The 24,212-nt window shown below is 46.1% G+C and carries 25 protein-coding genes and 5 tRNA genes; 23 read left to right on the top strand and 7 right to left on the bottom strand.

The window, feature by feature from the left end:
* Positions 1 to 25 precede the first annotated feature (25 nt).
* From C7R91_RS26465 to C7R91_RS26520, 12 genes are all read left to right on the top strand, one after another.
* Positions 26 to 102, top strand: a tRNA-Asp gene (locus C7R91_RS26465).
* Between the two features lie 31 nt (positions 103 to 133).
* Positions 134 to 209: transfer RNA gene (locus C7R91_RS26470), tRNA-Phe, on the top strand.
* Positions 210 to 214: 5 nt separating this feature from the next.
* Positions 215 to 290: transfer RNA gene (locus C7R91_RS26475), tRNA-Lys, on the top strand.
* A gap of 41 nt (positions 291 to 331) precedes the next feature.
* Positions 332 to 407, top strand: a tRNA-Gly gene (locus tag C7R91_RS26480).
* Between the two features lie 146 nt (positions 408 to 553).
* A complete protein-coding gene (locus tag C7R91_RS26485) occupies positions 554 to 2,197 on the top strand; it encodes a tetratricopeptide repeat protein (protein WP_047074962.1) in 1,644 nt (547 codons plus the stop codon).
* A 64-nt stretch (positions 2,198 to 2,261) separates the two neighbouring features.
* A complete protein-coding gene (gene trxB / locus C7R91_RS26490; protein WP_047069705.1) occupies positions 2,262 to 3,221 on the top strand; it encodes a thioredoxin-disulfide reductase in 960 nt (319 codons plus the stop codon).
* Positions 3,222 to 3,457: 236 nt separating this feature from the next.
* Positions 3,458 to 4,339 carry an RNase adapter RapZ gene (gene rapZ, locus C7R91_RS26495; RefSeq protein ID WP_007720425.1) on the top strand — a complete coding sequence of 294 codons (882 nt, stop codon included), beginning with the start codon at positions 3,458 to 3,460 and terminating at the stop codon, positions 4,337 to 4,339.
* 78 nt (positions 4,340 to 4,417) lie between these two features.
* Positions 4,418 to 5,428, top strand: a complete 1,011-nt coding sequence (gene mgfK / locus C7R91_RS26500; protein ID WP_047069704.1) for a gluconeogenesis morphogenetic factor MgfK — start codon at positions 4,418 to 4,420, stop codon at positions 5,426 to 5,428.
* An 8-nt stretch (positions 5,429 to 5,436) separates the two neighbouring features.
* Positions 5,437 to 6,384, top strand: a complete 948-nt coding sequence (gene whiA / locus C7R91_RS26505; RefSeq protein ID WP_015893487.1) for a DNA-binding protein WhiA — start codon at positions 5,437 to 5,439, stop codon at positions 6,382 to 6,384.
* 49 nt (positions 6,385 to 6,433) lie between these two features.
* Positions 6,434 to 6,691, top strand: a complete 258-nt coding sequence (locus C7R91_RS26510) for an HPr family phosphocarrier protein (protein WP_047069703.1) — start codon at positions 6,434 to 6,436, stop codon at positions 6,689 to 6,691.
* Positions 6,692 to 6,818: 127 nt separating this feature from the next.
* Positions 6,819 to 7,001 carry a hypothetical protein gene (locus tag C7R91_RS26515; RefSeq protein WP_047069702.1) on the top strand — a complete coding sequence of 61 codons (183 nt, stop codon included), beginning with the start codon at positions 6,819 to 6,821 and terminating at the stop codon, positions 6,999 to 7,001.
* A gap of 14 nt (positions 7,002 to 7,015) precedes the next feature.
* On the top strand, positions 7,016 to 7,201 hold the full coding sequence (locus C7R91_RS26520; RefSeq protein ID WP_047069701.1) for an H-type small acid-soluble spore protein: 186 nt from the start codon (positions 7,016 to 7,018) through the stop codon (positions 7,199 to 7,201).
* Positions 7,202 to 7,316: 115 nt separating this feature from the next.
* On the opposite strand, the gene clpP is transcribed toward C7R91_RS26520, so the two are convergent.
* Together clpP and C7R91_RS26530 are read right to left on the bottom strand one after the other, a co-directional pair.
* Complete coding sequence (gene clpP / locus C7R91_RS26525; RefSeq protein WP_007720441.1) at positions 7,317 to 7,919, bottom strand: ATP-dependent Clp endopeptidase proteolytic subunit ClpP; 603 nt, start codon at positions 7,917 to 7,919, stop codon at positions 7,317 to 7,319.
* A 131-nt stretch (positions 7,920 to 8,050) separates the two neighbouring features.
* Positions 8,051 to 8,272 (bottom strand): hypothetical protein, encoded by a 222-nt coding sequence (locus C7R91_RS26530; RefSeq protein ID WP_026043328.1) that lies wholly within the window; start codon positions 8,270 to 8,272, stop codon positions 8,051 to 8,053.
* A 379-nt stretch (positions 8,273 to 8,651) separates the two neighbouring features.
* On the opposite strand from C7R91_RS26530, the gene C7R91_RS26535 reads away from it, so the two are divergent.
* Complete coding sequence (locus tag C7R91_RS26535) at positions 8,652 to 9,887, top strand: branched-chain amino acid ABC transporter substrate-binding protein (protein WP_047069700.1); 1,236 nt, start codon at positions 8,652 to 8,654, stop codon at positions 9,885 to 9,887.
* A 253-nt stretch (positions 9,888 to 10,140) separates the two neighbouring features.
* On the opposite strand, the gene C7R91_RS26545 is transcribed toward C7R91_RS26535, so the two are convergent.
* Together C7R91_RS26545 and C7R91_RS26550 are read right to left on the bottom strand one after the other, a co-directional pair.
* Positions 10,141 to 10,275, bottom strand: coding sequence for a DUF4023 domain-containing protein (locus C7R91_RS26545; RefSeq protein ID WP_083995068.1), 135 nt, complete (start codon positions 10,273 to 10,275; stop codon positions 10,141 to 10,143).
* Between the two features lie 34 nt (positions 10,276 to 10,309).
* Entirely contained in the window at positions 10,310 to 12,178 is a 1,869-nt protein-coding gene (locus C7R91_RS26550) for a PAS domain-containing sensor histidine kinase (protein WP_047069699.1), read from the bottom strand.
* A gap of 194 nt (positions 12,179 to 12,372) precedes the next feature.
* Here C7R91_RS26550 and C7R91_RS29535 point away from each other — a divergent pair, with 194 nt between their 5' ends.
* Complete coding sequence (locus tag C7R91_RS29535; protein ID WP_162837749.1) at positions 12,373 to 12,531, top strand: hypothetical protein; 159 nt, start codon at positions 12,373 to 12,375, stop codon at positions 12,529 to 12,531.
* Between the two features lie 75 nt (positions 12,532 to 12,606).
* Here the strand turns inward: C7R91_RS29535 and C7R91_RS26555 are convergent, their stop codons facing one another.
* Entirely contained in the window at positions 12,607 to 13,617 is a 1,011-nt protein-coding gene (locus C7R91_RS26555) for an ABC transporter substrate-binding protein (RefSeq protein WP_047069698.1), read from the bottom strand.
* A 265-nt stretch (positions 13,618 to 13,882) separates the two neighbouring features.
* Here C7R91_RS26555 and C7R91_RS26560 point away from each other — a divergent pair, with 265 nt between their 5' ends.
* The 3 genes from C7R91_RS26560 to C7R91_RS26570 all read left to right on the top strand — a co-directional run bounded on the left by C7R91_RS26560 (position 13,883) and on the right by C7R91_RS26570 (position 16,754).
* Positions 13,883 to 14,899: a FecCD family ABC transporter permease gene (locus tag C7R91_RS26560; protein ID WP_047069697.1), complete on the top strand. Its 1,017-nt coding sequence runs from the start codon at positions 13,883 to 13,885 to the stop codon at positions 14,897 to 14,899.
* Positions 14,892 to 15,932 (top strand): FecCD family ABC transporter permease, encoded by a 1,041-nt coding sequence (locus C7R91_RS26565; RefSeq protein WP_047069696.1) that lies wholly within the window; start codon positions 14,892 to 14,894, stop codon positions 15,930 to 15,932. The genes C7R91_RS26560 and C7R91_RS26565 overlap by 8 nt, the downstream gene beginning before the upstream one ends.
* 342 nt (positions 15,933 to 16,274) lie before the next feature.
* A complete protein-coding gene (locus tag C7R91_RS26570) occupies positions 16,275 to 16,754 on the top strand; it encodes a hypothetical protein (RefSeq protein ID WP_047069695.1) in 480 nt (159 codons plus the stop codon).
* A 382-nt stretch (positions 16,755 to 17,136) separates the two neighbouring features.
* Here the strand turns inward: C7R91_RS26570 and C7R91_RS26575 are convergent, their stop codons facing one another.
* On the bottom strand, positions 17,137 to 17,706 hold the full coding sequence (locus C7R91_RS26575; protein ID WP_047069694.1) for a TetR/AcrR family transcriptional regulator: 570 nt from the start codon (positions 17,704 to 17,706) through the stop codon (positions 17,137 to 17,139).
* A 212-nt stretch (positions 17,707 to 17,918) separates the two neighbouring features.
* On the opposite strand from C7R91_RS26575, the gene C7R91_RS26580 reads away from it, so the two are divergent.
* Positions 17,919 to 18,890 (top strand): ABC transporter substrate-binding protein, encoded by a 972-nt coding sequence (locus tag C7R91_RS26580; protein ID WP_047069693.1) that lies wholly within the window; start codon positions 17,919 to 17,921, stop codon positions 18,888 to 18,890.
* 58 nt (positions 18,891 to 18,948) lie between these two features.
* Here the strand turns inward: C7R91_RS26580 and C7R91_RS26585 are convergent.
* Positions 18,949 to 19,023 (bottom strand) — tRNA-Arg (locus tag C7R91_RS26585).
* Positions 19,024 to 19,169: 146 nt separating this feature from the next.
* On the opposite strand from C7R91_RS26585, the gene C7R91_RS26590 reads away from it, so the two are divergent.
* The 5 genes from C7R91_RS26590 to C7R91_RS26610 all read left to right on the top strand — a co-directional run bounded on the left by C7R91_RS26590 (position 19,170) and on the right by C7R91_RS26610 (position 24,209).
* On the top strand, positions 19,170 to 20,180 hold the full coding sequence (locus C7R91_RS26590) for a FecCD family ABC transporter permease (RefSeq protein ID WP_106786239.1): 1,011 nt from the start codon (positions 19,170 to 19,172) through the stop codon (positions 20,178 to 20,180).
* The gene (locus C7R91_RS26595) at positions 20,173 to 21,213 is read left to right on the top strand and encodes a FecCD family ABC transporter permease (RefSeq protein WP_047069692.1); all 1,041 of its coding nucleotides are present in this window, start codon (positions 20,173 to 20,175) and stop codon (positions 21,211 to 21,213) included. Before C7R91_RS26590 ends, C7R91_RS26595 begins: the two co-directional genes overlap by 8 nt.
* Positions 21,214 to 21,361: 148 nt before the next feature.
* Positions 21,362 to 22,735, top strand: coding sequence for an RNA polymerase factor sigma-54 (gene rpoN, locus C7R91_RS26600; RefSeq protein ID WP_047069691.1), 1,374 nt, complete (start codon positions 21,362 to 21,364; stop codon positions 22,733 to 22,735).
* Complete coding sequence (locus tag C7R91_RS26605; protein ID WP_174769385.1) at positions 22,735 to 23,013, top strand: glutaredoxin family protein; 279 nt, start codon at positions 22,735 to 22,737, stop codon at positions 23,011 to 23,013. The genes rpoN and C7R91_RS26605 overlap by 1 nt, the downstream gene beginning before the upstream one ends.
* Positions 23,014 to 23,183: 170 nt before the next feature.
* Entirely contained in the window at positions 23,184 to 24,209 is a 1,026-nt protein-coding gene (locus tag C7R91_RS26610; RefSeq protein WP_047069690.1) for a sugar-binding transcriptional regulator, read from the top strand.
* Positions 24,210 to 24,212 lie beyond the last annotated feature (3 nt).

A 24,212-nucleotide genomic window follows, 5' to 3' on the forward strand; every position in this document is an offset into this window, starting at 1 on the left:
TTTTGAAGGAACAAACCTTCTATATGGAGCTGTGGTGAAGTTGGAGTTCACGCCGGTCTGTCACACCGGAGGTCGCGGGTTCGAGTCCCGTCAGCTCCGCCATTCTTATTCAAGAGTGGTGAACAAAGTATATGGCTCGGTAGCTCAGTCGGTAGAGCAGAGGACTGAAAATCCTCGTGTCGGCGGTTCGATTCCGTCCCGAGCCACCATGTACGAGCCATTAGCTCAGTTGGTAGAGCATCTGACTTTTAATCAGAGGGTCGAAGGTTCGAGTCCTTCATGGCTCACCAGTTTCTCCAATCGGACAAAATATGAATAGTTGATAAGATATGCGGACGTAGCTCAATTGGTAGAGCGTCGCCTTGCCAAGGCGAAGGTCGAGGGTTCGAGACCCTTCGTCCGCTCCATTTTTGTTCGTAAACACCACTTGCTATGGGCCAGTGGTGTTTCTTGCTTTATCCGCTGAACACTTTAAAAGACGAGTCAGCTTGTAGGGTGCCGATGCTTCTGGTACGATACTTGGAGTGTAAGCTCCTACGATGTTGGAGGTTTTATGAAACATAACAAAAGTATTTTGAAGAAAACGACCGTCGTTGACTTTAAGCAAGATGCTGCTTTTTTTGTAGACCGGGGAATGCGTTGTTTGAATCGGTATGACTATGATAAAGCATTGCGTTCATTTCGCCGTGCAGTTGAAATGGAGCCGAGTAATGCAGAATGCCACTGCCATTTGGCTAGTGCCTTAGCTGAAACCGGACAGTTTGAGGCCTCGAATGAAGTCCTCTATGAAGTGATAGAAAAATGGGACCCATCTATGACAGAAGTGTATTTCTACATGGCGAACAACTATGCCAACTTAGAAGATTATCATATGGCAGAAGAAATGGCTGTTCGTTATTTACAAGAGGATAGTACCGGACCGTATCGGGAAGATGCCGAAGAGCTCCTCGACTATATTTACTTTGAGCTGGACATGCCACCGCGACACTTCCTCCCAAGTGAAAAAGAGGACGTATACAGCAAGCATGAACGGGCTCGTCGCAGTCTGGAAGAGGGACGTTTCCTGGAGGCACTGGATACCTTAAAAGAAATCGTCGAGGCCGATCCTGACTTTTTGCCGGCGTGGAACAATTTATCTCTCGCCTACTATTATGCTGGAGAATTCCAGAAGGCGATGGAGACAATCGAACAGACGCTGGATAAGGAAGAAGGAAACCTGCATGCACTGTGCAATTTGGCGGTTTTGCTCTCCCATCACAATCAAACGGTAGAGCTGTTGAGCTTGATTGATATGCTGAAAAAGGTCGTTCCGTTCCATCCGGAAAATACCTATAAGCTCGCAACAACAATGGGAGTGCTCGGCCAGCATGACGAAGCGTATTTCCATTACCGGCGCATGCTGCGAAATGGACGGCCACATGAAGCGTGCACGTATCACTATGCTGCGATCTCAGCTTATTTGAGTGGGAAAAAGGATCAGGCACTGCGCTGGTGGCAAAAAGCCAAGCAGTTAGATCCAGAAGCAGGAATCGCAGATCAATACATTCAAATGGTAAAAAACGAACAAGAAGGGGAGACTATAAAACCGATCCCCTACCAATACAATACGACCCAGCGTGATGTTTCTTGGGAAAAGGCGTCGTTCACGGGAGTGGAAGATTTTAAAACAGACCCGATGATCCGAGCATCCCTTCTCTGGGCATTACAGCATGGTCGTGATGAAGTGAAATTCGCGGTGCTGCAAACATTGTCTCTGATCGGAGACGATGAAGCTGAAACTGCGGTCCGTCAATTTTATTACACGACGGATAACCAACAGCTGCAAAAGTTGGCTTTGCTGGCTTTGGCTGATATGGGTGCAGACATGCCGGAGGGAACTCCTGATGGATCGAATGGTTCACCGACGACGGAAGATCAAAAGAACAGTATAGAAGAAGGCATAAGCCGTTATTTGCTCTCGCAGGGCAAGCAAAAGGCAGGAGAATGGTGCCTTGATGTATGGAGCAAGCATCATGAATATGCCCAAAGTCAGGTACAAGTGCGAAAAGAAGTAGCGTGGGTAGCAGCATTAGAATATGTATACGGAACAGTAACGAACGAAAAGCAGTCACAAGCCCTTCTAGCTCAAAAATATGGCATCTCTGCCGCAACCTTGGCAAAGTGCGTCAAAGTTTTGTCGACACTTGATTTTAAATAGATTATTACATTATAATTAATTTAAATAAGGAAACAGAACTGTGTGAGACGAGGAGGCAACAAGCATGAGCGATCAAAAAATTTATGATGTTATTATCGCCGGAGCTGGCCCTGCTGGAATGACGGCTGCTGTATATACATCCCGTGCGAACATGAGCACATTGATGCTGGAGAGAGGAATCCCAGGCGGTCAAATGGCGAACACGGAAGACATCGAGAACTACCCAGGCTTCACTTCCATTCTAGGCCCTGATCTCTCTACAAAAATGTTTGAGCATGCACAGCAATTCGGTGCGGAGTATGCATACGGCGAGATCAAGGAAATCCGCGATGAAGAGCCGTACAAGCGCGTTATCACGGGTGACAAGGAATACCTGGCCAAATCTGTTATCGTGGCAACTGGTGCAGAGCATCGTTTGCTCGGTGTACAAGGCGAAAAAGAATTGTCCGGTCGTGGTGTTTCTTACTGCGCAGTATGCGACGGTGCATTTTTCCGCAATAAAGAGCTGGTGGTTGTTGGTGGAGGAGACTCCGCGGTAGAAGAGGCTGTGTTCCTTACTCGCTTCGCTTCCAAAGTGACAATCGTACACCGTCGTGATCAGTTCCGTGCACAGAAAATCCTGCAAAAACGCGCTTTCGATAACGAAAAAATCGAAGTGATTTGGGATACAGAACTAAAAGAGATCCGTGGTGAAGGCAAAGTACAAGCGGTTCTCTTGCAAAACACTAAAACAGGTGAACAAAGAGAATACCCAGCAGATGGGGTGTTCATCTACGTAGGTATGGATCCATTGACTGCAAGCGTACGTCCACTGGGCATCACCAACGACGCAGGCTACGTACTGACAGACGAAAAAATGAACACCAAAGTAAAAGGTGTTTTTGCAGCAGGAGATGTACGCGAAAAAATGCTGCGTCAAGTCGTGACAGCTACTGGAGACGGTTCTATCGCTGCTCAATCTGCTCAGCATTATGTTGAAGAGCTAAATGAAAAGCTAAAGGAACAAAATGTCACAATCTCTTAACCTGCTTGTAACATGGGTGAAATAATTCAAGAGTAATCTATAGACAATGAATTGACCCCCTTATCTATATAAACAATTGTTGCGTGGCTGGCATTCAGTCACGCATCTTTTTTTCTAAAATAGCTTGTACGCCTTGTAGAGGACGCCATTGGAAAAACAGGGGAAGCGGTTCAAAAAGGTGCGAATAGGGTCGACAATATGGTATGCTATTGTCAGAATCGTAGGAGGCGAGTTGCGTGACGGAATTGGGAAACGACAAGGCCATGAATCTCCTGATTATTACCGGAATGTCAGGTGCGGGAAAGACAGTTGCTGTACAAAGCTTGGAGGACCTGGGCTTTTTTTGTGTAGACAACCTACCACCTGTACTGATTCCCAAATTTGCTGAGTTGGTTAAACAGTCTGGTGGGAGTATTGAGCGAGTCGCATTGGTGATTGACTTGCGCGGGCGTGAGTTTTTTGAAAATCTAGCCGTAACCATGGAAAGCCTCAATCAGATGAATGGATTATCGTACCACATCCTTTATCTGGATGCGAACGATCAGACATTGGTTTCTCGCTATAAGGAAACACGTCGCAGACATCCGCTTTCCCCGAACGGTTCGCCTTTGGAAGGAATTCACGCCGAGCGCCGTTTGTTGGAGGAAATGAAGGGCTGGGCGCATCAGATTATCGATACGAGTCAAATGAAGCCAGTTCAGCTTCGAGAAAAAATCATCAACCAATACGGTCAACAAGGATCACCCCTTACGATTAATGTATTGTCGTTTGGTTTCAAATACGGCGCACCGATAGACGCTGACTTGATGTTCGATGTCCGTTTTTTGCCTAACCCGCATTATGTGGAGGATTTGCGTCCGAAAACAGGATGTGATCCAGACGTGGCAGAGTATGTGATGAAGCACAAGGACACAAAAGAATTCTTAGAAAAGCTTACAGACTTTTTGGGGTACACCCTGCCGCATTACCAACGGGAAGGAAAAAGTCAACTTGTGATAGGAATTGGATGCACCGGTGGCAAGCATCGCTCGGTGGCCATTGCAGAACATTTGGGAGAAACCTTTGGTAAAGATTTTTCTGTCCGTGTCAGTCATCGAGACATGGAAAAGAACAAATGAGCATAAGATGGCAGGAAAGACTGAAGCGTGCATAAAAAGCCACCTGTGGTATATGTATTAGAAATAATGAGGTGACATATGCCTACTAAGGGAGTCGGGAGGCTACAGTCAAGGCCAATACGGGTAGTTGTTATTGGCGGAGGAACGGGTCTGTCCGTCCTTCTACGCGGTTTGAAGCACGAGCCGGTGCATATCACAGCGATTGTGACGGTAGCAGACGATGGGGGAAGTTCTGGACGTTTGCGAGAAGAAATGGATATGCTTCCACCTGGTGACATTCGAAACGTCTTGACTGCTCTGGCCGATACAGAGCCGTTGATGGAAAAAGTCATGCAATATCGTTTTTCCACAGGCACGGGATTAGCAGGGCATAATTTGGGAAATCTATTGCTTGCAGCGATGAATGAAATCACTGGAGATTTTGTCACCGCAGTCAAAACATTAAGCGGGGTTTTGGCAGTGCGTGGAGATGTATTGCCAGCTTCCACGCAATCGATTCGGTTGAAAGCGGAAATGACAGATGGATCTCTTGTAATCGGAGAATCCCAAATACCGTTGACTGGCAAAGAAATCAAGCGGGTTTTCCTAGATCCAGAGGATGCTGTTCCTCTTAGCGAAGCCCTGATGGCGATTGCCGAGGCGGATGCCATTTTGATTGGGCCTGGCAGCTTGTACACGAGCATCCTGCCCAATTTATTAGTACGCGGGTTATTTGAAGCGATTACACGCGCACAAGCCCCGAAAATCTACATTTGTAACGTCATGACACAGCCGGGGGAGACAGACGGTTTTTCTGCATCCAGGCACGTGAATGTCATGTATGAACATGTAGATAGACCATTTCTGGATACGATCATTGTCAATTCAGCTGAGCTGCCTACCCATGTATTGGAAAAATACGCGGAAAAAGGAGCAGCTCCTGTCCGATGTGACTCAAAGCGATTGCGCCAACTCGGTCTGCACGTAGTGGCGAAGCCGTTAGTCACATTTGAGGACGGATACCTACGTCATGATGCACATGCTGTCAGCAAGCAGGTTGTGTCACTCGTCAAACGAAGACGGAAGGTGCTGAAGATAGAGAAGGAGTAGTGAAGTCGATGTCATTCGCCGCGCATACCAAAAAAGAACTTACCATGATGGAGGGTGCCGATTGCTGCAGCAAGGCAGAGCTCTCAGCCTTGATTCGGATGAATGGAAGTCTGCAGTTTGGAGCCGGACGACTGGTGCTGGATGTGACGACAGAGAACGCGGCGATTGCCCGACGCATTTACACGTTAATCAAGAGGTTGTTTCAGATACACGCTGAATTGCTGGTTCGCAAAAAAATGCGTTTGAAAAAGAACAACGTCTACATTGTGCGTATTCCGAATAAGGCTAATGAGATCTTGCAAGACTTGGGCATCATGGATCAAAGCCTGTCGTTTATCCCAGGAATAGCTCCTGAGATCGTGAAAAAGTCCTGTTGCCGCGCTGCTTATTTGCGGGGTGCTTTTTTGGCGGGGGGATCTGTGAATCATCCAGAGGCATCCAGCTATCATCTGGAGATTTTCACTTCCTATCAGGATTTTTGCGAAGCGTTGACCAAGATCGCCAATCGGTATAAACTAAATGCCAAATGCATCGAGCGGAAAAAAGGGTATGTTCTCTATATTAAAGAAGGCGAAAAGATTACAGAGTTTTTGAGCTTGATAGGGGCTCATCAGGCCCTTTTGTATTTCGAGGACGTCCGAATCGTAAAGGACATGCGTAACTCCGTAAACCGTTTACACAATTGTGAAATCGCCAACATAAACAAAACGGTGAATGCAGCCACCAGACAAATGGAAAATATCCAGCTCATCGATCAAGAGATGGGATTGGAGAATTTGCCAAAACGTCTGCGTGAGGTCGCGGAGCTTCGAGTGGCTCATCCTGACATCAATTTGAAAGAATTGGGCGAGATGGTGCCAAGCGGAGTAGTTAGCAAATCCGGCATTAACCACCGCTTGCGAAAAATTAACGAAATCGCTGACAAAATACGAGAAAAACAAAATATTTCGATGTAGATGCATGTTATACTAAAGGATAATAGTCTACAAGTAAGGAGGTCCATTCATGGTTCAACAGCAGGTCGTGGTTCAGTTAAAGACCGGTTTGCAAGCTCGTCCAGCAGCCTTTTTCGTACAGGAAGCTAACCGTTTTGCATCGGAAGTATTCGTAGAAAAAGGCAACAAGAAGGTCAATGCGAAAAGCATCATGGGTATCATGAGCCTCGCAATCAGCTCTGGAACGGAAATTACCATTTTGGCAGAAGGGCCGGATGCCTCCCAGGCAGTCACCAGCCTTACGAAACTGGTAAGCAAAGAAGAATAGAGTCACGAGAGACACTTTTCCCTTAAGGGAGGTGTCTTTTTTTGTTGGTCATCTTGATGAATATGTATCAATTCACTTCGGACAGGGCATTTCTAACCATGTATATTGCATGAAGGAGGAATGAGACATGAGTGACCATGATAAGTGTTACGAAGGCCGCGATTGTTATGATATGGACATTGATCGGATGGTGAACGAGGGACTGGGGGGCGGAGTTGTTTCCGACCAAAACGGCCTAATTGAAGAAACGACTGTAGACACGATGACAGGGGCTACATCAGCCAAGCAAGCCCTTGACGATGACCAGTAGAGGGGGAGCCGCTCATGAATGTAACGAGAGCACAAGCCATCATGAAATCCGACGACCATATCAAGGTAGAGTACGAAGGACAAGCTGTTTGGATCGATGCTGTAGACGAAAAAACCTCGACAGCACGTGTGCATGACGAAAAAAATCCAGCACATAGCCAGACTGTCTATGTCAGTCAGTTAATGGAAGTATCACAATGATCCATCGAAAAAGCCGGGCAAACCAAGGACAAACCTCTTAGGGTTTGCTCGGCATACAAAAAAACACTCGGCCGGTAGTTCAGGCACGAGTGCTTCTTTTTTTCCTACGTGTCTCTTATTTTTTCGAAGACGGTTCGGAAGTGATGACTTTGTCAATCAGTCCGTACTCTACTGCTTCAGCGGCAGAGAGGAAGTTGTCGCGATCGGTATCCTTTTGGATGCGCTCCAAAGGCTGTCCGGTGCGTTCAGCCAGGATGGTGTTCAGATGATCACGCATCTTCAAAATACGTTTTGCGGCAATCTCAATGTCGCTCGCTTGTCCTTGGGCACCACCCAACGGTTGGTGGATCATGACTTCACTGTTTGGCAGAGCAAAGCGCTTGCCTTTTGCCCCAGCAGCCAGCAGGAATGCTCCCATGGAAGCAGCCATTCCGATACAAATGGTGGATACATCAGGCTTGATGAAGTGCATAGTATCGTAAATTGCCATACCAGCAGTAATAGAACCGCCTGGGCTGTTTATGTACAAGTGAATGTCTTTCTCCGGATCTTCCGCCTGAAGGAACAACAACTGTGCCACAACGATATTGGCTACGGTGTCGTTGATTGGGGTTCCCAGAAAGATGATGCGGTCTTTGAGCAGGCGGGAATAAATGTCGTAAGCACGTTCCCCGCGGTTTGTCTGTTCAATGACGGTTGGAATTAAATTCATATGCATCTAGTCTTCCTCCTCTCTTTGTAACAATATCATACACAAAAGGTCAATGAAGGTCAAACACATAAGTGCGCTCCCTCACTACCATGTTTGCCAATTTCCCTCTGTCTAAACCTACTCGAAAAAGAAAACATTCATTCCTTGGAATTCTCATCGGCCTCGGTTAAATCGACGGCGAGCTTCAGCGTGGCTTTCATCTTTTTTCCCTTGATGATCGTATATTCATCGACTTGTTTGGCTTGCAGCTGATTGATGGCTTCCGCCAGCTCCTGTTGATCTTTGTATGGTTCAATGGTCAATAAGCATTCTTCGTCGCTGGCCTCTTGATAAATGAGAAAAAAACGTTCCCCTGCCATGGCAAGCCCCACTTTCGAAAGTTATCCACAATGTTATACACAGGTTGTGCACAAAAACGTTTGTTCGCGGGATATATATTTTTTTCCTAGTCTTGTCATGTTTGGCGAGAGAATTACATAGGAAATATATGGGATAACGATGAGCATTCCAATTCATTCCTAAAATGAATAGAATGCTTCTTATTAAGATCGCCACTTCTATGCCTAGAAGTGGCGATTTGCCTTAATACTACAGGTGTAAGTCTCTATTAGCAGACAGCGGTAGAGGTTTTTTGATTGATTCTTCTTTTAATCATTTCTATTGCAAATTTTCTAAAATATCCTACAATAAGATTGTGATTCATAGTTTGCTCATAAATAAAGAGGGGGATGTTTTGCTATGAAAAAACAGAAATCAATGTCGATACTGGCTGCAACATTTGCTCTGAGCACATTGCTCGCGGGCTGCGGTGGAGGTTCGGGGACTGGTGGACAAAGCGCGACACCACAGCCAAGCAACAATAGCGGAGGAAGCACGGGCGGTGCAAGTGGCGCTACTGAGAAGCTCGTAGTTGCTGTAGTTGGCCCGATGTCTGGTCAGTACTCCGATTACGGAAGCACAGCAAAAGCTGGTGCAGAATATGCGCTGAAAGAAAAGGCAGAGGCATTCAAAGCACTTGGCTTTGACGTTCAATTATCTGCTCAAGACGACCAAGCTGACCCAAAACAAGGGGTAGCAGTCGCGCAAATGTTGATTTCGAATCCTGATGTAGTTGGAGTAGTAGGCCATGCTACAACAGGTGCTTCGATCACAGCGGCAGCGCAATACGAGCAAGAGAAGCTCGTGATGGTATCTCCTTCCGCAACGGGATCAGATTTGACTGAGCAAGGCAAACAGATCGTACACCGCATTTGTGCGCGTGATGATCAACAAGGCTCCAAGGCAGCTATTTTTGCCAAAAATCAGTTGAATGTAAAAACGGCATTCGTTATGCATGACAAGGCTGCTTATGGTCAAGGTCTTGCGGAAGAAGTGAAAAAGCAATTCGAAAAAGACGGTGTACAAGTTCTCGGCTATGAAGGGGTAACAGCAGGCGAGAAGGATTATAGTGCGATCATTACCCAAATCCTTGCGAAAAATCCAGAGATGATCTACTTCGGTGGATACTACTCTGATGCAGGGATCATCGTGAAGCAAGCGCGTGAAAAAGGCTTCAAAGGTGTCTTCATGGGTGGCGACGGTTACGACTCCGCTGACCTGGTGAAAATTGCTGGTGCGGAAAATGCCAATAACGTAGTCTTTACTTCTACGGTTGGCGATATTGGTGCTACCGAAGACGGCAAGAAATGGATCACAGACTTCGAGAGCGCGACTGGAAACAAAGTAGGGATCTTCACTTCGTTTGGTTATGACTCCATGGGTGTTATGCTGAACGGTCTGGAAGAAGCGATCAAAGCAAACGGCGGCAAAAAGCCAACTCGTGAACAAGTGCTGGAAGCTGTTCACAAAACCAAAGATTACAAAGGCAAATTCGTTAACGTAACATTCAATGAAAAAGGCGACAACGACTTTGCTTCCGTATACGTGTACAAGTATGAGGACGGAAAGAAAGTATTCATGGGTGAAGCAAAGTAATCCTTCATTATGAACAAGCCGTTTGGGACATACTACGTTTGGCAAGAATACCAGAATGAAAAGGAAGGGATTCTAATGTCAAACAATCGAAATACGAAGAATGGCGGCAATCAAGGACACAGCAGCAAGACGCAAGGCACCCAAAAGCAAAAGTCCGAAAGAGATCGTAACCTGAATAAGCAGGATCCACAATAACAATGACAAAAGCCCACCCGTTTTAGCCAAAGGAGCTCAACGGGTGGGCTTTTGTTTGTTAAATACCTTGCTTGCTAGGCAAACGCTTTTCGGGATGACCGTAGCCCTGATGCTGTCTGCTTCGCAGGTTTTTCGCTTGGGATTCGCGAATTTTGGCCACGAACTCACTCGTACTCATTTTGGAGAAATCCATAGGCACCTCCACTGATGATGGGATGTACACCTTTCTAGGATGACCCAATTTGGTCCTGTACAATCGGCAGTGTTATCTCTACCACTGTACCTTCATGCTCTCTGCTTTTAATTTCCAAGCTGCCGTTATGGTCTTTCATGATTTTGCTGCTGATCATAAGGCCGAGGCCAGTTCCGTTTTCTTTTGTCGTGAAAAAGGGGGCACCCAGCTTGTGAATCATTTCTTCAGAGATTCCACAGCCAGTATCCGTGAGCGTAATGAGCACCTGATGATTGTCTTTTAGCGTGGTGGCAATAAGGACCTCACCATGTCCGTCGATCGCTTCGATAGCATTTTTAATGATGTTGATAAAGACCTGCTTGAGCTGGTTTTCTTCTCCCGCAATGATCGGATGGTAAGCAAATGCGGTACGAAAATCGATGTTTTTCAAATTTGCTTCCGACCTCAAAAGTGCCAAGACGTTTTCAAGCAAAGGGATGAGCGGAAGAGGCTTGATTTGAGTGCTATGTGGCTTTGCCAAGACTAACAGCTCACTCACAATAAAATTGATCCGGTCCAGTTCAGAGAGCATAATATCGGCGTACTGCTGGTTATCATGCATGCTCGGATAAAGAAATTGAATAAAGCCCTTCAAAGATGTGAGTGGATTGCGAATCTCATGGGCGATGCCAGCAGCCAGCTCCCCAATCACGGACAGCTTCTCAGCCTTTCGTAATAGTTCCTCGTTATGCCGCCGTTCTGTAATATCCCGCGATACGATGATAAAGCCATCACAATCTCCCGTTTTTGTCAGGATGGGGGCACCCTTTGATTCGAGAACGATCCATTTGTTACTCTTCGTTTGGAAACGGAATTCGCATATCTTTGGTTCTTGAGTCGCCAGCAAATGATGAAAGTGGTCGATGACGGCCTGCCGATCCTCAGGATGAATGTCGGCAAAGGTGAGCTGACGGTTATTCTCGTTGGTTTCCATTACCCGTGAATGAGAAGGGGAGAGGTAGAGGATATCTCCGTTTTTATCCGTAATCAGAATAAGATCATCTGTGTATTCCGAGATGATTTTGTTCGTTTTCTCGCTTTTAAACAAGGCTGCCTCTGAGTATTTGCGTTCTGTTACATTTCGCGAGACTAACATGATGTTTTGGATGTCTCCTACCGCACTTAGAATGGGGATACCGCGTGTTTCGAAGGAGACCTCGTTTCCATTCCTATCGATAGAGCGCGTCTCGAAATGAACGGGTTGTTTCGTTGCCATGATCTCTTGAAATTTGTCCCGAAACATAGGAATATCCTCTGGATGTGTGAGCTGCAGATTGTTAGGGGAAGTAACCTCGGCTGGAACAAATCCCAATTGCTCGATTGATGGGGATGCATAGATGCGCCGCATGGATAAATCATAAATCGTCACGATATCCTGAGTATGATCGATGAGGAGACGATATTTGGCTTCAGTTTGACGCAATGTCTCTTCGATTTTTTTGCGGTCGGAAATGTCACGGGTAATGCACGAAGCACCAATAATTTTTCCCGTTTCGTCTTTGATTGGAGCAGCCGACAGAATGACATCCATCTTCGTGCCATCTTTTCGCTGCCGGATGGTTTCGTAATTCGTTAGCAGTACACCCATGCTTCTGACCGCATCAAATAACTGTTTGGTCTCGCTCTTGTACTCGTCTGGAATAAAGCAGAGCGGTGAAGCGTAAATCTCCTCCATCGACCAACCGTAATATTGCTCAAAAGCATGATTCACCAGGACGATATTGTTATCGAGATCACTAATCGAGATAGCATCCGTCGTAAAGTGAAAAAATGCTTTTAATATTTGATCTGGAAATAACACTTGGGTGATTTCCTTTTTTGAGCGTTTCTTTTTCCATAAGAAAGGGGTTTTAAGCTTGTTCATCAGATTTCCCCCGCATAGTCTATCAAGTATTTGAATGAGATAGTGTTGTCGTAACTATTCGAGATATAGGAGCCATTTTCCTATCAAAATTTGGAATAGTTTGTTATTCCATCATGAATTGGTTATGCATGAAGGTTCTGACTCGCATGGAAATCAGCTATAATGAGAGTTAGCAAAAAGTCGGGGGTGTATGCATGACAACTGGTTTTATCGTTGCGTTGGTGCTCATTTTTATCGTCATCATCGGTGCGACGATTTTGGTTACAAACAAAGCTTATTCGCGTAAACCTGAACAAATAGATCCGATTCTGTCCAGTAAGGATACTGCTGGAAATAAGGAACGCGATCAATAATGCCAGCAGGCAAAAGAAAAGGAGTGGTTATCTAAACCACTCCTGCTTTATTAACGGTATCGGAAAGTATGTAGCCTACAGTTTGGAGAAGCGTTCTACGATGTCATCAACAAGCAGTTCAGCAGAAAGGATACCGCCGCCTACGTTCCAGATCACTTCGTCAACTTGGAATGCTTTATTGTTTTTCGCGACATTCAGTTTTTGATAGAGCGGATCTTTCATCCATTCCTCGGTGTATTTATTGGCAGATCCATCACCGGAATAATCGCCGATCCAGTAAAACATGACGTCGCCATCCATTTCAGACATGAGCTCTTTTGGGATGTCTTTTTTGAACTCATCAATGTCTTGGGAGGCTGGTCGAGCAAAGCCGAGCTGGCTCAAAACAACACCAGAGAAAGTGTCTTTCAAGTAAAGACGAGTTTTGCCAGCTACGAAACGAACGACAGAGACTTTCATCTTCGTCTTGTCACCCAATTTTCCTTTTGCTTCCTCAATCTTCTTATCAAAATCAGCCATCAGCTTGTCGCCTTCAGCTTTTTTATTCAGCGCTTCTGAGTAAAGGGCAAAGTTGATTTTCCATCTGCCAACGAGATCCTCGGAGAAGACGGTTGGAGCAATCGCGGAAAGCTGAGCGTATACTTTTTCTTGCCCTTGGCGTCCTTTTGTTCCCAGAATCAGGTCTGGCTTCAGGCTGGCGATCAGCTCAACGTTTGGTTGGTTCTCATCACCCAATTCAACTGCATCCTTCATTTTCTCTTTAATATGTGGATGCCATGGGTCACCAGGTTTGCCGAGGCCACTCATGACAGCCCCAACTGGCGTAATCCCTAATGCAAGAACAGCCTCTGTGCTTTCACTGGTGAGAGCGACGACACGTTGAGGAGTTCCTTTTATTTTTGTTGACCCCATAAAGTGTTTTACTTCTCTCTCTTCAGACGCTGCCGGTGCAGGTGCAGTTGTTGACGCGGCTGGTGTAGTAGAAGATGAGTCGGATGAAGGTGTTGCCTGTCCTCCGCAACCTGTTACGAGCATGACAGCGGAAAGCATAGCCCCGAGCATCAAACGCAGGGAAGTTTTGCGCATGATGGAAAATCCCCCTTTTAACTGATAATGATTATCATTTTTCCTCACTACTTTATATGCATATATGACAATGTGTCAATATATTTTTTGGAATTAAAGGAAAACTATAGATATTTTTGTGGTGGATTTTCCAATAGCGATAATAAAAATCAATATCATTGACTAGCCCTATCCGCAAGCTTAGACTGATTAGTGGGAGAAACTTACATACATAAGTAGCGAATAGACAGAATAGGTAGAATGCAACGGAAAGAAGGGAACAGGCGTGAATGTGATTTTGTCCAGCCGACTGCAAAAGACAACTGTGCTCATAGCAGGATTCGTCGTTCTGGCAGTTGTGATGGTAGCGAGTATCCTTTTCGGAATCAATCGGTATTCACTCACTACGGCAGTAGAGGCATACACCCAATTTTCCGGCTCGGAGGAACATTTGATTATTACGACTTCCCGAATGCCGCGTACACTGACAGCGGTAGCGGTGGGGAGCAGCCTCGCTGTAGCAGGTGTTTTGTTGCAGGCGTTGACCCGCAACCCTTTGGCTTCACCATCTCTTATCGGTGTGAACGCTGGAGCTGCAGCAGCTATTGTGACGACGATTGCTGTTTTTGGCTCGCAGTTCCCAGTATCGCAAATGATGTGGGCAGGCTTTATCGGAGCGGGTGTAACTGCTCTGCTTGTATACGGGTTGGCTTCCGCAGGGCGGGGAGGCATGACTCCGATTAAGCTGACACTTTCGGGTGCAGCGGTTGCCGCTTTTGCTTCGTCTGTGACCTCTCTGTTTATGCTGCTGCAAGAAAAGACGATGACAGAGGCCTTTTACTGGCTAGTTGGTTCTGTGGAGGGAAGACAGCTCGATCATTTTTTTATGATCGTTCCTTATTTGTTCGTAGGCTGGTTAGGCGCTGTGCTACTGACCGGCTCGTTAAACTTGATGGTACTCGGTGATGATGTAGCGACTGGCTTGGGCCAAAAAATTATTTTGGTAAAAGCTACAGCGATATTGATCGTGGTGCTCTTGGCAGGTGGGAGTGTCGCGCTCGCCGGACCGATTGCATTTGTGGGCATCATCATACCGCATCTATGTCGTTTTTTAGTCGGTCTTGATCATCGCTGGTTGATTCCCTATTCGATTGTCTTCGGCGGAGCTTTTCTGGTTTGCGCTGATTTGCTTGCTCGCCTTGTATTGATGCCTATGCGTCTGGAAGTCCCAGTAGGCGTAGCAACCGCCATGATCGGAGTGGCTTTTATCATCCCGCTGGTCAGGAGGAGGGCGTATGCATAGACATGTAGTCATTCGAACGAAAAAGCCAGCGCTCTCGTTTCATGTAAATAAGCGTGCGTTAGGAATTAATTTTATACTATTTTTGCTGTTATCTGTTGTGATTGTATTGAGTATTGGCTTAGGAAGCTTGCATATTCCTGTGTGGGAAGTCATCAAAGCTTTTATAGGGGCGGGCAGTGAACAGAATGAATTGATCGTGCTCGATTGGCGATTGCCCCGCGTTGTCGTTTCAGTTATGGTAGGGGCTTCCCTGGCGGTATCGGGGGCCATCTTGCAGTCCTTGGTGCGAAATCCGTTAGCTTCGCCTGATTTAATCGGGACTACAGCGGGAGCGACGGCAGCAGCGGTAGCATTTATCACCTTCGCAAAAGATGTAAGTGTGCAATGGATGCCATTGGTGGCCTTGATCGGTGGATTGTTAACCGCTACGCTTACGTATCTCACGGCGTGGAAGGAGGGAGTCTCCCCTTTTCGTCTCGCGCTTGTGGGTGTATGTATTTCAGCAGGCATGGGGGCATTAACGATCTTTTTCATGGTGATCACCCAAACCCACAAAGCCTCAAACGCTCTCGGGTGGATGACAGGAACCGTGTACGGTATGTCTTGGGTAAATGTGATGACCTTGCTTCCGTGGACTGTTTTATTTCTCGGCGCTACGATTTTCCAAATCCGTTATTTGAATGCCCAGGAACTCGGTGATGATATTGCCAAAGGCATTGGCGTAGCGATTGATAAGAAGAGATTGCTCCTGATTGCGATTAGTGTGGCGTTGGCTGGCGCTGCGGTCGGAGTGGCAGGAGGAATCAGTTTTATCGGTTTGATGGCTCCACATATTGCTCGTAGGCTAGTAGGTTCTGCGTATGGCTACTTGCTGCCGGCTTCCGCCGTTTTGGGCGGGATGATTGTCGTCTTGGCTGATTTGATTGGGAGAACCGTGTTTTTACCGCATGATTTGCCAGCTGGGATTTTTACCGCAGCGATTGGAGCTCCGTTTTTTGTGTATCTTTTGTATAAAACGAGGAATCATCAGTAGGGAATCGAAGTGTGTTTATTAATAGTTGAGTGAGGACCCTGAAGGAGAGTAGTGCTTCAGGGGTTTTGGTGTTTACTATCTGTCAATTTATTACAAAATATTACAAGATTCGAATTTACAAAACGCTTTAAATATGGTAAAGATTAGTATAGATTACATTTATGATAATCAATGGGATTAATCGTTAAGGGCTTCTTTGTGCATGGGAACCCCTATTAACAGTTCATTCTAGTGAAATCATCAAATTATTACAAAAAATTACAAAACTTATATTTACAATTAAGCTATAAAATGGTAAAAAATAATAGTACCTACTATCACAGCTTTTGGAGGGATTTATTCGTGAAAAAAGTCGTAGCAAGTTTATTAAGCCTGTCACTCGTATTATCTGCATCTGTATCTGCACTGGCTGCAGAACCTGTAAAAATCTCGAAATCATCTCAAAAAGCTGCGTCGGCAAACGATCCTTATGAGCCAAACGACGATCTTCCATTTGCTTCATTTGCTAACTCAAATGTTTCCTATTCAGCAGAGATTGGTCATAACAAAGATGTTGATTGGTTTAAGTTTTACGCGAAACCGGGACAACTTAATTTTGCGATTAGTAGCTTAACATCAGAAAAAGGAAACCTACGGGTAGCGGTGTTTCATGAAAGCAAAATGTCAGGGGCACCTCGTTTTGTAGAAAATGGGAAGTTAAGCTTCACACAAGACCTCACACAAGAGGGCCTTTACTACATCATGATTTATGACTACTCTGCATTTGATTCAAAGCCAATCAAACCAATTCCATATGCATTTAAAGCTATTTATAACCAATAAAATCACTGACTATTCCTACTAATGTACTTAGAGGGATAATCCATGAAAAAAATTATCCTCACCGCCGGGTGAATTCAGTATCATGGTAATTAAACAAGGCGGTAGGATAGTTCATACTTATTGGTCTAAACAAGGGAATATTATATAGTATCAACATTAATCACTAAAAAATTTGAATCTACCCCAATTGCGCCAGCGCCCTACGCATTCAAAGCCATCTTTAACCAGTAAGGTTTAACTGGCTACTTGTAGACTATACAGGTTAGCGAACTCTCCATTCTTTTTCAAAAATAGGTCTTTAACGAAAAATGCAGCCCGTTCTCCTTTAGGAGGTGGGCTGCATTTCATTACCTAGAATGTATGACAATAAGGGTGAAGCTTATTAAATCAAAAGCTCTCGCATCGAGCCTGTCAATTGAAAGGCAAGTCGCCCCATCTCTTTACAGGACTCTTGAAATCGTCTCAACGTCCACTCAATCAAAAGAACATGAAGGGTGGAGGACATTGACCTTTGTGCATAGTAATGGAGGCTCTCCTGTTGATGGAGGCTCTCTGGGTTGGTCCTGTTTGGAAAACGCTCTTGAATAGAAAAGTCAACGCTCCGAAAAATGATCTGTCTCACTTTCCTGTCTCCACTGCAAATGTTCTCTATTAAGGAAGGGGGAGTGTGCTGCTGCCACATGTCAAAAAAAGCGATCAGCATATCTTCATTCAGCTCGTTATCTTCATCTATGATTCTCCAGTAGCTCGCATACTGAGCGCACAAGTATTCATATAAGATTTCGTCTTTATCCTCGTAATTGCGATAAAAGGTTTGTCTGGCAAGCCCTGCTTTTCGTGTGATTTCGGTAATGGAGATGTGGGAGTATTGCGTTTTTTCCATGAGTTGAAAGAGAGCAAGAGTGATCCATTCTTTTGACGGTTGTGTTCGATTTCTTAGGCTAAGATTCAAATGTGACACATCCTTGCATTTGTCTATTTTCGAGTGGTTTTTCCTGAATTCAATTGAAAATAGGAGATATCTATATTAGTGTACAATTGTAACATTTGATCTCCCTTTGCGCAGTGGGAGATCATGGTGTAGAGGAAGCACGAATAGATAGGCCTATTTTTTTACTTCCAAATTGATAATGATATTCATTAGCATAAAAGGGGACGCAACTCATGTTTAAAAAAGGAAAGCTTCCGCTGCTTGTAACGATGATCATGTCGTTGCTTTTGGCAGCTTGCGGTACGGAAACGGCTGCTCCAGCCCAACAGGCACAAACAGAAAAGCCACAGACAGAACAGGTTCGCAAGATTGTACATGCCATGGGTGAAACAGAAATCAAGGGCACACCAGAGCGTATCGTTGTTTTGACCAACCAAGGGACAGAGAGCTTGCTTGCATTGGGAATCAAGCCGGTAGGAGCAGTTAAATCGTGGATCGGGGAACCGTGGTTCGACCATATAAAAGATCAGATGAGTGGGGTTGAAGTCGTAGGGGATGAGACACAGCCTAATATGGAGCTGATTGCGAGCTTAAAGCCCGACCTGATCCTCGGGACAAAAGTGCGACAAGAGAAGATTTACACACAGTTATCAGCGATCGCACCAACCGTATTTACTGAAAACCTTGGTGACAGCATGATTGAAAATTTCGAACTATATGCGCATGCGTTAAATAAGGAAACAGAAGGAACGAAAATCTTGGCTGACTTTGACAAATTGATCGCAGACACAAAAACCAAGCTAGGTGACAAAACGAAGATGGAAATCTCGTTGGCGCGATTCCAGCCTGGGAAAGTACGTGTCTACTATAAACAAAACTTTGCAGGAGTTATTTTCGACAAGCTAGGCTTTGCACGTCCAGCGGAGCAGAACAAGGCGGAGTTTTCCAAAGATATCGCAAAAGAGCAGATCAATGTACTGGATGGGGATGTTTTCTTTTACTTCACCTCTGACCGTAATGGGGATACCGGAGCTTCGAAGACCGCACAAGAATGGCTAAGTGATCCACTCGCGAAGAACATGAAGGTGGTACAGACAGGCCGTGCGTATCAAGTAAACGAAGCTATTTGGAATACGGCTGGGGGAATCCTGGCAGCGAACTTGATGGTGAAGGATATCGAGAAGATCTTCGCGGATATCAACTAATTGAAGAGATAGACAAATTAAAAAGGCTGGAAGCATCCAGCCTTTTGGTTAGCAATTATGGTACGCCTGAAGGGAATCGAACCCCCGCACATGGTTCCGGAGACCATTGCTCTATCCACTGAGCTACAGGCGTATAGTGTTTTTTAATGACACTATTTCATTATATGACAGCGAACAGGCAAAATGCAAACGAAAAAACATGGTTTTAGTGGATTTTTTCATGAATATGAACTCGGTCCATATTTAAATGGGCAGCAGCATGAGAGAAGGGGATCGAACGTGCAATCTTTTTTATGCAGCCGTGTTCAAAAATGGACTGTATTGATTATGGGGATCGTGCTTCTTGCGCTGGCCATGACGGCAAGCGTACTGTATGGATTGCAAAACTTCCCTCTATCAACAGCCATTGAGGCGTATACTCAGTTCGATGGGAGCACGGAACATCTTATTATTAAGGATACGAGAGTACCTCGGGCAATTACGGCTGCATTTGTTGGAGGAAGCCTGGCTGTAGCGGGAGTTCTTCTACAAGCACTCACCCGCAATCCATTAGCTTCCCCTTCTGTTTTGGGTATCAATTCGGGAGCGGCCCTGTTCATTGTGATTGCGCTGTTTTTGGCAGGGAACGTTTTTGCCTTTACACAGTTGATGTGGATTGGATTTTTGGGCGCGGGATTTACGGCTATTCTGGTTTATTTGCTGGGGTCGGCAGGACGAGGTGGGAGCTCGCCGTTAAAAGTGACACTTGCAGGCTCGGCTGTGGCCGCTTTCTCCTCCGCGTTAACTTCCCTGTTGATGCTGATGAGTAACCAGACGTTAGAGGAAGCGCTCTATTGGCTGGTAGGATCTGTGTCTGGACGCGATTTGCAGCATGCCTTGATGATTATTCCTTATTTGTTCTGTGGGTGGATGTTGGCAGGTTTTATGGCTGGCTCGCTCAATTTGATGGCACTGGGTGATGATGTTGCCACAGGTCTGGGACAAAAGATTATTTGGATAAAGTCGGCGATCGTACTGGTTGTCGTGCTTCTTGCAGGTGGGTCTGTAGCCTTGACCGGCCCCATTGGCTTTGTTGGAATCATGATTCCCCATATTGCGAGGTATTTGGTTGGCTTTGATCACCGTTGGATTTTGCCTTACAGCGTCGTGTTAGGTGCTATATTCCTGGTTGTGGCTGACGTGATTTCACGGTTCTTGCTTGTGCAGGAGGAAGTTCCTGTAGGAGTAGCTACTGCTGTTCTAGGAGTGCCTTTCGTCATTGCTATTGTAAGGGGGAGGGCACATGAATAACTTTAAAGTGATTCGCAGTCAGAAGCCGATGTTCTCCTTTCATGTGGAAAAACGGTCGATGGGTATCTTGATTCTTTTGGCTATTCTGCTGGTGACTTCTGTAATCATTAGTATCGGATTGGGCAGTACACGCATTCCAGTGTCGGAAGTTTTGAAAACATTGGTTGGTTTGGGAAACGGCACTGAGCAGCTCATCGTGCTCGAGTTGCGTTTGCCGCGTATTTTGCTCTCGGTACTTGTGGGCGCAGCGTTAGCTGTCTCCGGTGCTATTCTCCAAGCCCTCGTCCGTAACCCGCTGGCTTCCCCTGATTTGATCGGAACCACAAGTGGTGCAACAGCTTCGGCTATGGCATTCATCGCATTTTCCAACGGGGCGTACAGTATTCACTGGCTGCCAGTCGCAGCGTTAGTTGGTGGATTTTTTGCTGCTTTTCTCACCTATATAACTGCTTGGAAACGTGGGGTCTCTCCGTTTCGCTTTGCTTTGATTGGTGTGTCGATTTCAACGGCAATGAGTGCATTGTCTATTTATTTCATCTTATCCGGTCCGATCTATCTCGCTTCTCAAGCGCTTGGCTGGATGTCCGGGACTGTGTACGGGAGTTCGTGGAATCATGTGTTTAGCTTACTTCCGTGGACAGTCGGATTCTTCATTCTGATTATGATGCAGGCAAGGACACTGAATTCACTGGAGCTAGGGGACGAAGTAGCAAAAGGATTGGGCGTTTCTGTTGAACGAAAGCGGCTCATTTTGATTGCCATTAGTGTGGCTTTAGCAGCGGCGGCAGTTGGGATTGCAGGAGGAATAGGCTTTGTTGGCTTGATGGCTCCGCATATGGCACGCAAGCTGATTGGTTCAGGCTACAGTCGTTTGCTCCCTGCCTCCGCTATACTGGGTGGACTTTTCGTTTTAGTGGCTGACTTGGTGGCACGTACGCTGTTTGTCCCACTGGATGTGCCTGTTGGCGTTTTTACGGCAGCAGTAGGGGCGCCATTTTTTATCATGATGCTTTACCGCAGCCGTCAAGGATAGGAAAACCGCCTAAAGTGACTCTAACCACAAGGGTCACTTTTTTGTGCTGCTGTATCATAATTTGGCAGGAAAATTGCATGAGAGAACGAATATAATGAAAATAAAGAGTCATCGAGCAGCATGAGCAAGTGCGAAGGAGGCGAGCTTCATGAACATGGGATTGGGGTTATTTCAAGAACAAACACTGAAATTAGTGATGACGCCGGAATTACGCCAAGCGATTACCATATTGCAGTATTCAGCCATTGATCTCATCTCCTATTTGCAGGATCAGGCCAATGAAAATCCTGTTTTCGACCTTGAAGTGGCAGCAGAAGTCGCTTCTGCAAAAGCAGAGAAACCAGCTCCTGAGATTGACTGGAAAGAAATCGTAGGCAATCGCGCGACAGGTGAGTACGGTTCGTCGAAAAATGAAAGCACTTACAATCCGCTGGATTACGTCCAGCAAGGTGCGGAGACGCTGTACGAACATCTCGAGCGTCAACTTGGCTATGTAAAAGGATTCTCGTCGCTGCAAAAACAGATCGCTCTCTTTTTGATCGGGAATCTGGATGAGAAGGGGTATTTGGAAATTACACTGGAGGAAGCGAGTGCGCGCCTCGGCGCTGAAATGCTGGAGATTGAGGACGTGTTGTCCGTTTTGCAGCATTTTGATCCAGTAGGTGTAGCTTCACGCAGCCTGGAAGAATGTCTTTTGCTGCAACTGGAGCATTTGGCACTCGATGATGAAAAAATCGTGCAGGTCGTTCGCAACCATCTGCAAGATTTGGCGGACAATCGCTATCAGCGGATCGCAGACAAAATCGGATGTACACCGCAAGAGGTACAGGCGATGGCAGATCTGATTCGTACGCTCAATCCGCGGCCTGGGGCGTCCTTTTCCTCAGTAGAGACAAGATATGTCATTCCAGATGTGACAGTAGAGAAGGTCGGGAATGATTATGTAGTATTGGTCAATGATGTCGCTGCACCGCGGCTGAAAATCAACAGCTTTTATGAAAAAATGCTCAGCCAGCAAAAAAGTCAGGATGAAGCCAAGCAGTTCATTCACGATAAGCTGAATGCCGCCATGTGGCTGGCAAAAAGTCTGGAGCAGCGCCGCCTGACGCTCATGCGTGTAACACAGGCCATCCTCGATATGCAACGGGAGTTTTTTGATCGGGGGATTCATTATTTAAAGCCTATGACACAAAAGGAAATTGCAGAGCGGGTCGGCCTGCACGAATCGACGATCAGTCGGGCAACCAGCAACAAGTACGTCCAGACACCTCGTGGAATCTTTGAGCTAAAGTATTTCTTTACGTCAGCACTCTCTACTTCCAGTGGGGAAGCGACTTCTTCTGAGAGTGTTAAGCGCAGAATCAAAGCACTGATCGAGCAAGAAGATCGGAAGGCTCCGTTATCTGATCAAAAGCTGGGTGAGATGCTGCTTACAGAAGGGATTGAAATCTCCCGCCGTACGGTTGCCAAGTACCGGGAAGAAATGCTGATCCCATCGTCGGCCAAACGAAAGAGGTTTTAATGAGAATGAATGAAAAAACGTTTGATATTGTCTTGTACGGACGAAACAAATGTCATCTGTGCGACGAGGTGGAGCTCTACATCCGCAGTCTGGCGGAGGAGTTCCCCCTTCGTATGCGCATGGTTGAAATTGAAAGTGATCCGGTCTTGCATGAAGAAATGATGCTCGTCATTCCAGTAGTCGAGATAGATGGAGAGATCGTATTTCGTTCCATTACACATGTAGTGACGCTCGAGGAACTGCGAAGCGAATTACAGAGACGTGCCGCTCGGTCATGAGTGGCACTTTTTTATAGGGGCTTTGGGGAACTTGCAAGATATGGTTAAATATGATACATTCAAGTTGTAGCAAGTGATCTCTTTTTTTTGCACCAAGCGGGACATAAAATGTATATACAGGGACATAAAAAGTCCCGATCAAACAATTTGTAACCAAGGAAGAAGGTAAAATGCGACGTTTACTGGAACTGCAACAAAAATTGTTGCCTGACTTGATTCAGGTTTTGCGTCAGCGGTACATGTTGCTCCGATCCATCTATCATTTGCAGCCGATTGGCAGAAGAGGTCTAGCTCAAGCCATGGACACCACTGAGCGTATTTTGCGGGCAGAAGTGGAACTGCTAAAAGAAACGGGGCTCCTTCATGTAACGGCTGCGGGAATGAGCCTGAGTGAAGAAGGACAACAAGTCTTGGACGACATGGAGCCTCTCGTCGGAGAGCTATTCGGCCTTACTGACTTGGCAGAGCGCCTGCAAAAAAAGCTGGGCATAGCAGAAGTCATTGTGGTGCAGGGCAATGCAGACCAATCGCCTTGGGTAAAGGAAGAGCTTGGACGGGTAGGGGCAAGGGTCCTCAAACAGGTCGTGCAAGAAGGAGACATTGTAGCGGTAACGGGTGGTTCATCCATCGCCAGCGTAGCAAGTCATTTGACGCCTTCTGCTTCGTTCAAAAACGTTCAGTTTGTCCCTGCTCGCGGTGGACTGGGAGAACGCGTAGAGCTACAAGCGAATACGCTCGCTTCCGCCATGGCAGCGAAAACAGGTGCTTCTTATCGGCTTCTCCACGTACCAGATCGCCTTCATCCAGAAGCCTTGCAGACATTGGTCAAAGAGCCGCAAGTGCAAGATGTATTGTCGCTCTTGGGCAAGACTCGAATCGTTTTGCATGGAATCGGGGATGCCGTCACGATGGCGAGAAGACGGAATTATTCGGAGGAAGAGCTCGCAGAATTAGTGGAGACAGGTGCTGTATCAGAAGCATTTGGCTACTACTTTAATGAAGCGGGAGAAACGGTCCACAGAATGCCGACAATTGGTTTACAGCTAGAGGAAGTGCACAAGGCAGAAACGGTGCTCTCCATTGCGGGGGGCGAAAGCAAGGCAAAAGCGATTCTTTCCTTTGCTAAGCAATCGTGTCAGAATGTACTCATTACGGACGAAGGGGCAGCTTACACGCTGTTGTCCGCACGATTGTAACGG

Origin of the sequence: Brevibacillus formosus, assembly GCF_003013405.1 — a bacterium.
GTDB classification, from domain to species: domain Bacteria; phylum Bacillota; class Bacilli; order Brevibacillales; family Brevibacillaceae; genus Brevibacillus; species Brevibacillus formosus.

Excerpts from the sequence above, each read along its gene's own strand:
- C7R91_RS26485 (WP_047074962.1), top strand. The coding sequence starts at position 554 with ATGAAACATAACAAAAGTATTTTGAAGAAAACGACCGTCGTTGACTTT.
- trxB (WP_047069705.1), top strand. The coding sequence starts at position 2,262 with ATGAGCGATCAAAAAATTTATGATGTTATTATCGCCGGAGCTGGCCCT.
- mgfK (WP_047069704.1), top strand. The coding sequence starts at position 4,418 with ATGCCTACTAAGGGAGTCGGGAGGCTACAGTCAAGGCCAATACGGGTA.
- whiA (WP_015893487.1), top strand. The coding sequence starts at position 5,437 with ATGTCATTCGCCGCGCATACCAAAAAAGAACTTACCATGATGGAGGGT.
- C7R91_RS26510 (WP_047069703.1), top strand. The coding sequence starts at position 6,434 with ATGGTTCAACAGCAGGTCGTGGTTCAGTTAAAGACCGGTTTGCAAGCT.
- C7R91_RS26515 (WP_047069702.1), top strand. The coding sequence starts at position 6,819 with ATGAGTGACCATGATAAGTGTTACGAAGGCCGCGATTGTTATGATATG.
- C7R91_RS26520 (WP_047069701.1), top strand. The coding sequence starts at position 7,016 with ATGAATGTAACGAGAGCACAAGCCATCATGAAATCCGACGACCATATC.
- clpP (WP_007720441.1), bottom strand. The coding sequence starts at position 7,919 with ATGCATATGAATTTAATTCCAACCGTCATTGAACAGACAAACCGCGGG.
- C7R91_RS26530 (WP_026043328.1), bottom strand. The coding sequence starts at position 8,272 with ATGGCAGGGGAACGTTTTTTTCTCATTTATCAAGAGGCCAGCGACGAA.
- C7R91_RS26535 (WP_047069700.1), top strand. The coding sequence starts at position 8,652 with ATGAAAAAACAGAAATCAATGTCGATACTGGCTGCAACATTTGCTCTG.
- C7R91_RS26545 (WP_083995068.1), bottom strand. The coding sequence starts at position 10,275 with ATGGATTTCTCCAAAATGAGTACGAGTGAGTTCGTGGCCAAAATTCGC.
- C7R91_RS26550 (WP_047069699.1), bottom strand. The coding sequence starts at position 12,178 with ATGAACAAGCTTAAAACCCCTTTCTTATGGAAAAAGAAACGCTCAAAA.
- C7R91_RS29535 (WP_162837749.1), top strand. The coding sequence starts at position 12,373 with ATGACAACTGGTTTTATCGTTGCGTTGGTGCTCATTTTTATCGTCATC.
- C7R91_RS26555 (WP_047069698.1), bottom strand. The coding sequence starts at position 13,617 with ATGCGCAAAACTTCCCTGCGTTTGATGCTCGGGGCTATGCTTTCCGCT.
- C7R91_RS26565 (WP_047069696.1), top strand. The coding sequence starts at position 14,892 with ATGCATAGACATGTAGTCATTCGAACGAAAAAGCCAGCGCTCTCGTTT.
- C7R91_RS26580 (WP_047069693.1), top strand. The coding sequence starts at position 17,919 with ATGTTTAAAAAAGGAAAGCTTCCGCTGCTTGTAACGATGATCATGTCG.
- C7R91_RS26595 (WP_047069692.1), top strand. The coding sequence starts at position 20,173 with ATGAATAACTTTAAAGTGATTCGCAGTCAGAAGCCGATGTTCTCCTTT.
- rpoN (WP_047069691.1), top strand. The coding sequence starts at position 21,362 with ATGAACATGGGATTGGGGTTATTTCAAGAACAAACACTGAAATTAGTG.
- C7R91_RS26605 (WP_174769385.1), top strand. The coding sequence starts at position 22,735 with ATGAGAATGAATGAAAAAACGTTTGATATTGTCTTGTACGGACGAAAC.
- C7R91_RS26610 (WP_047069690.1), top strand. The coding sequence starts at position 23,184 with ATGCGACGTTTACTGGAACTGCAACAAAAATTGTTGCCTGACTTGATT.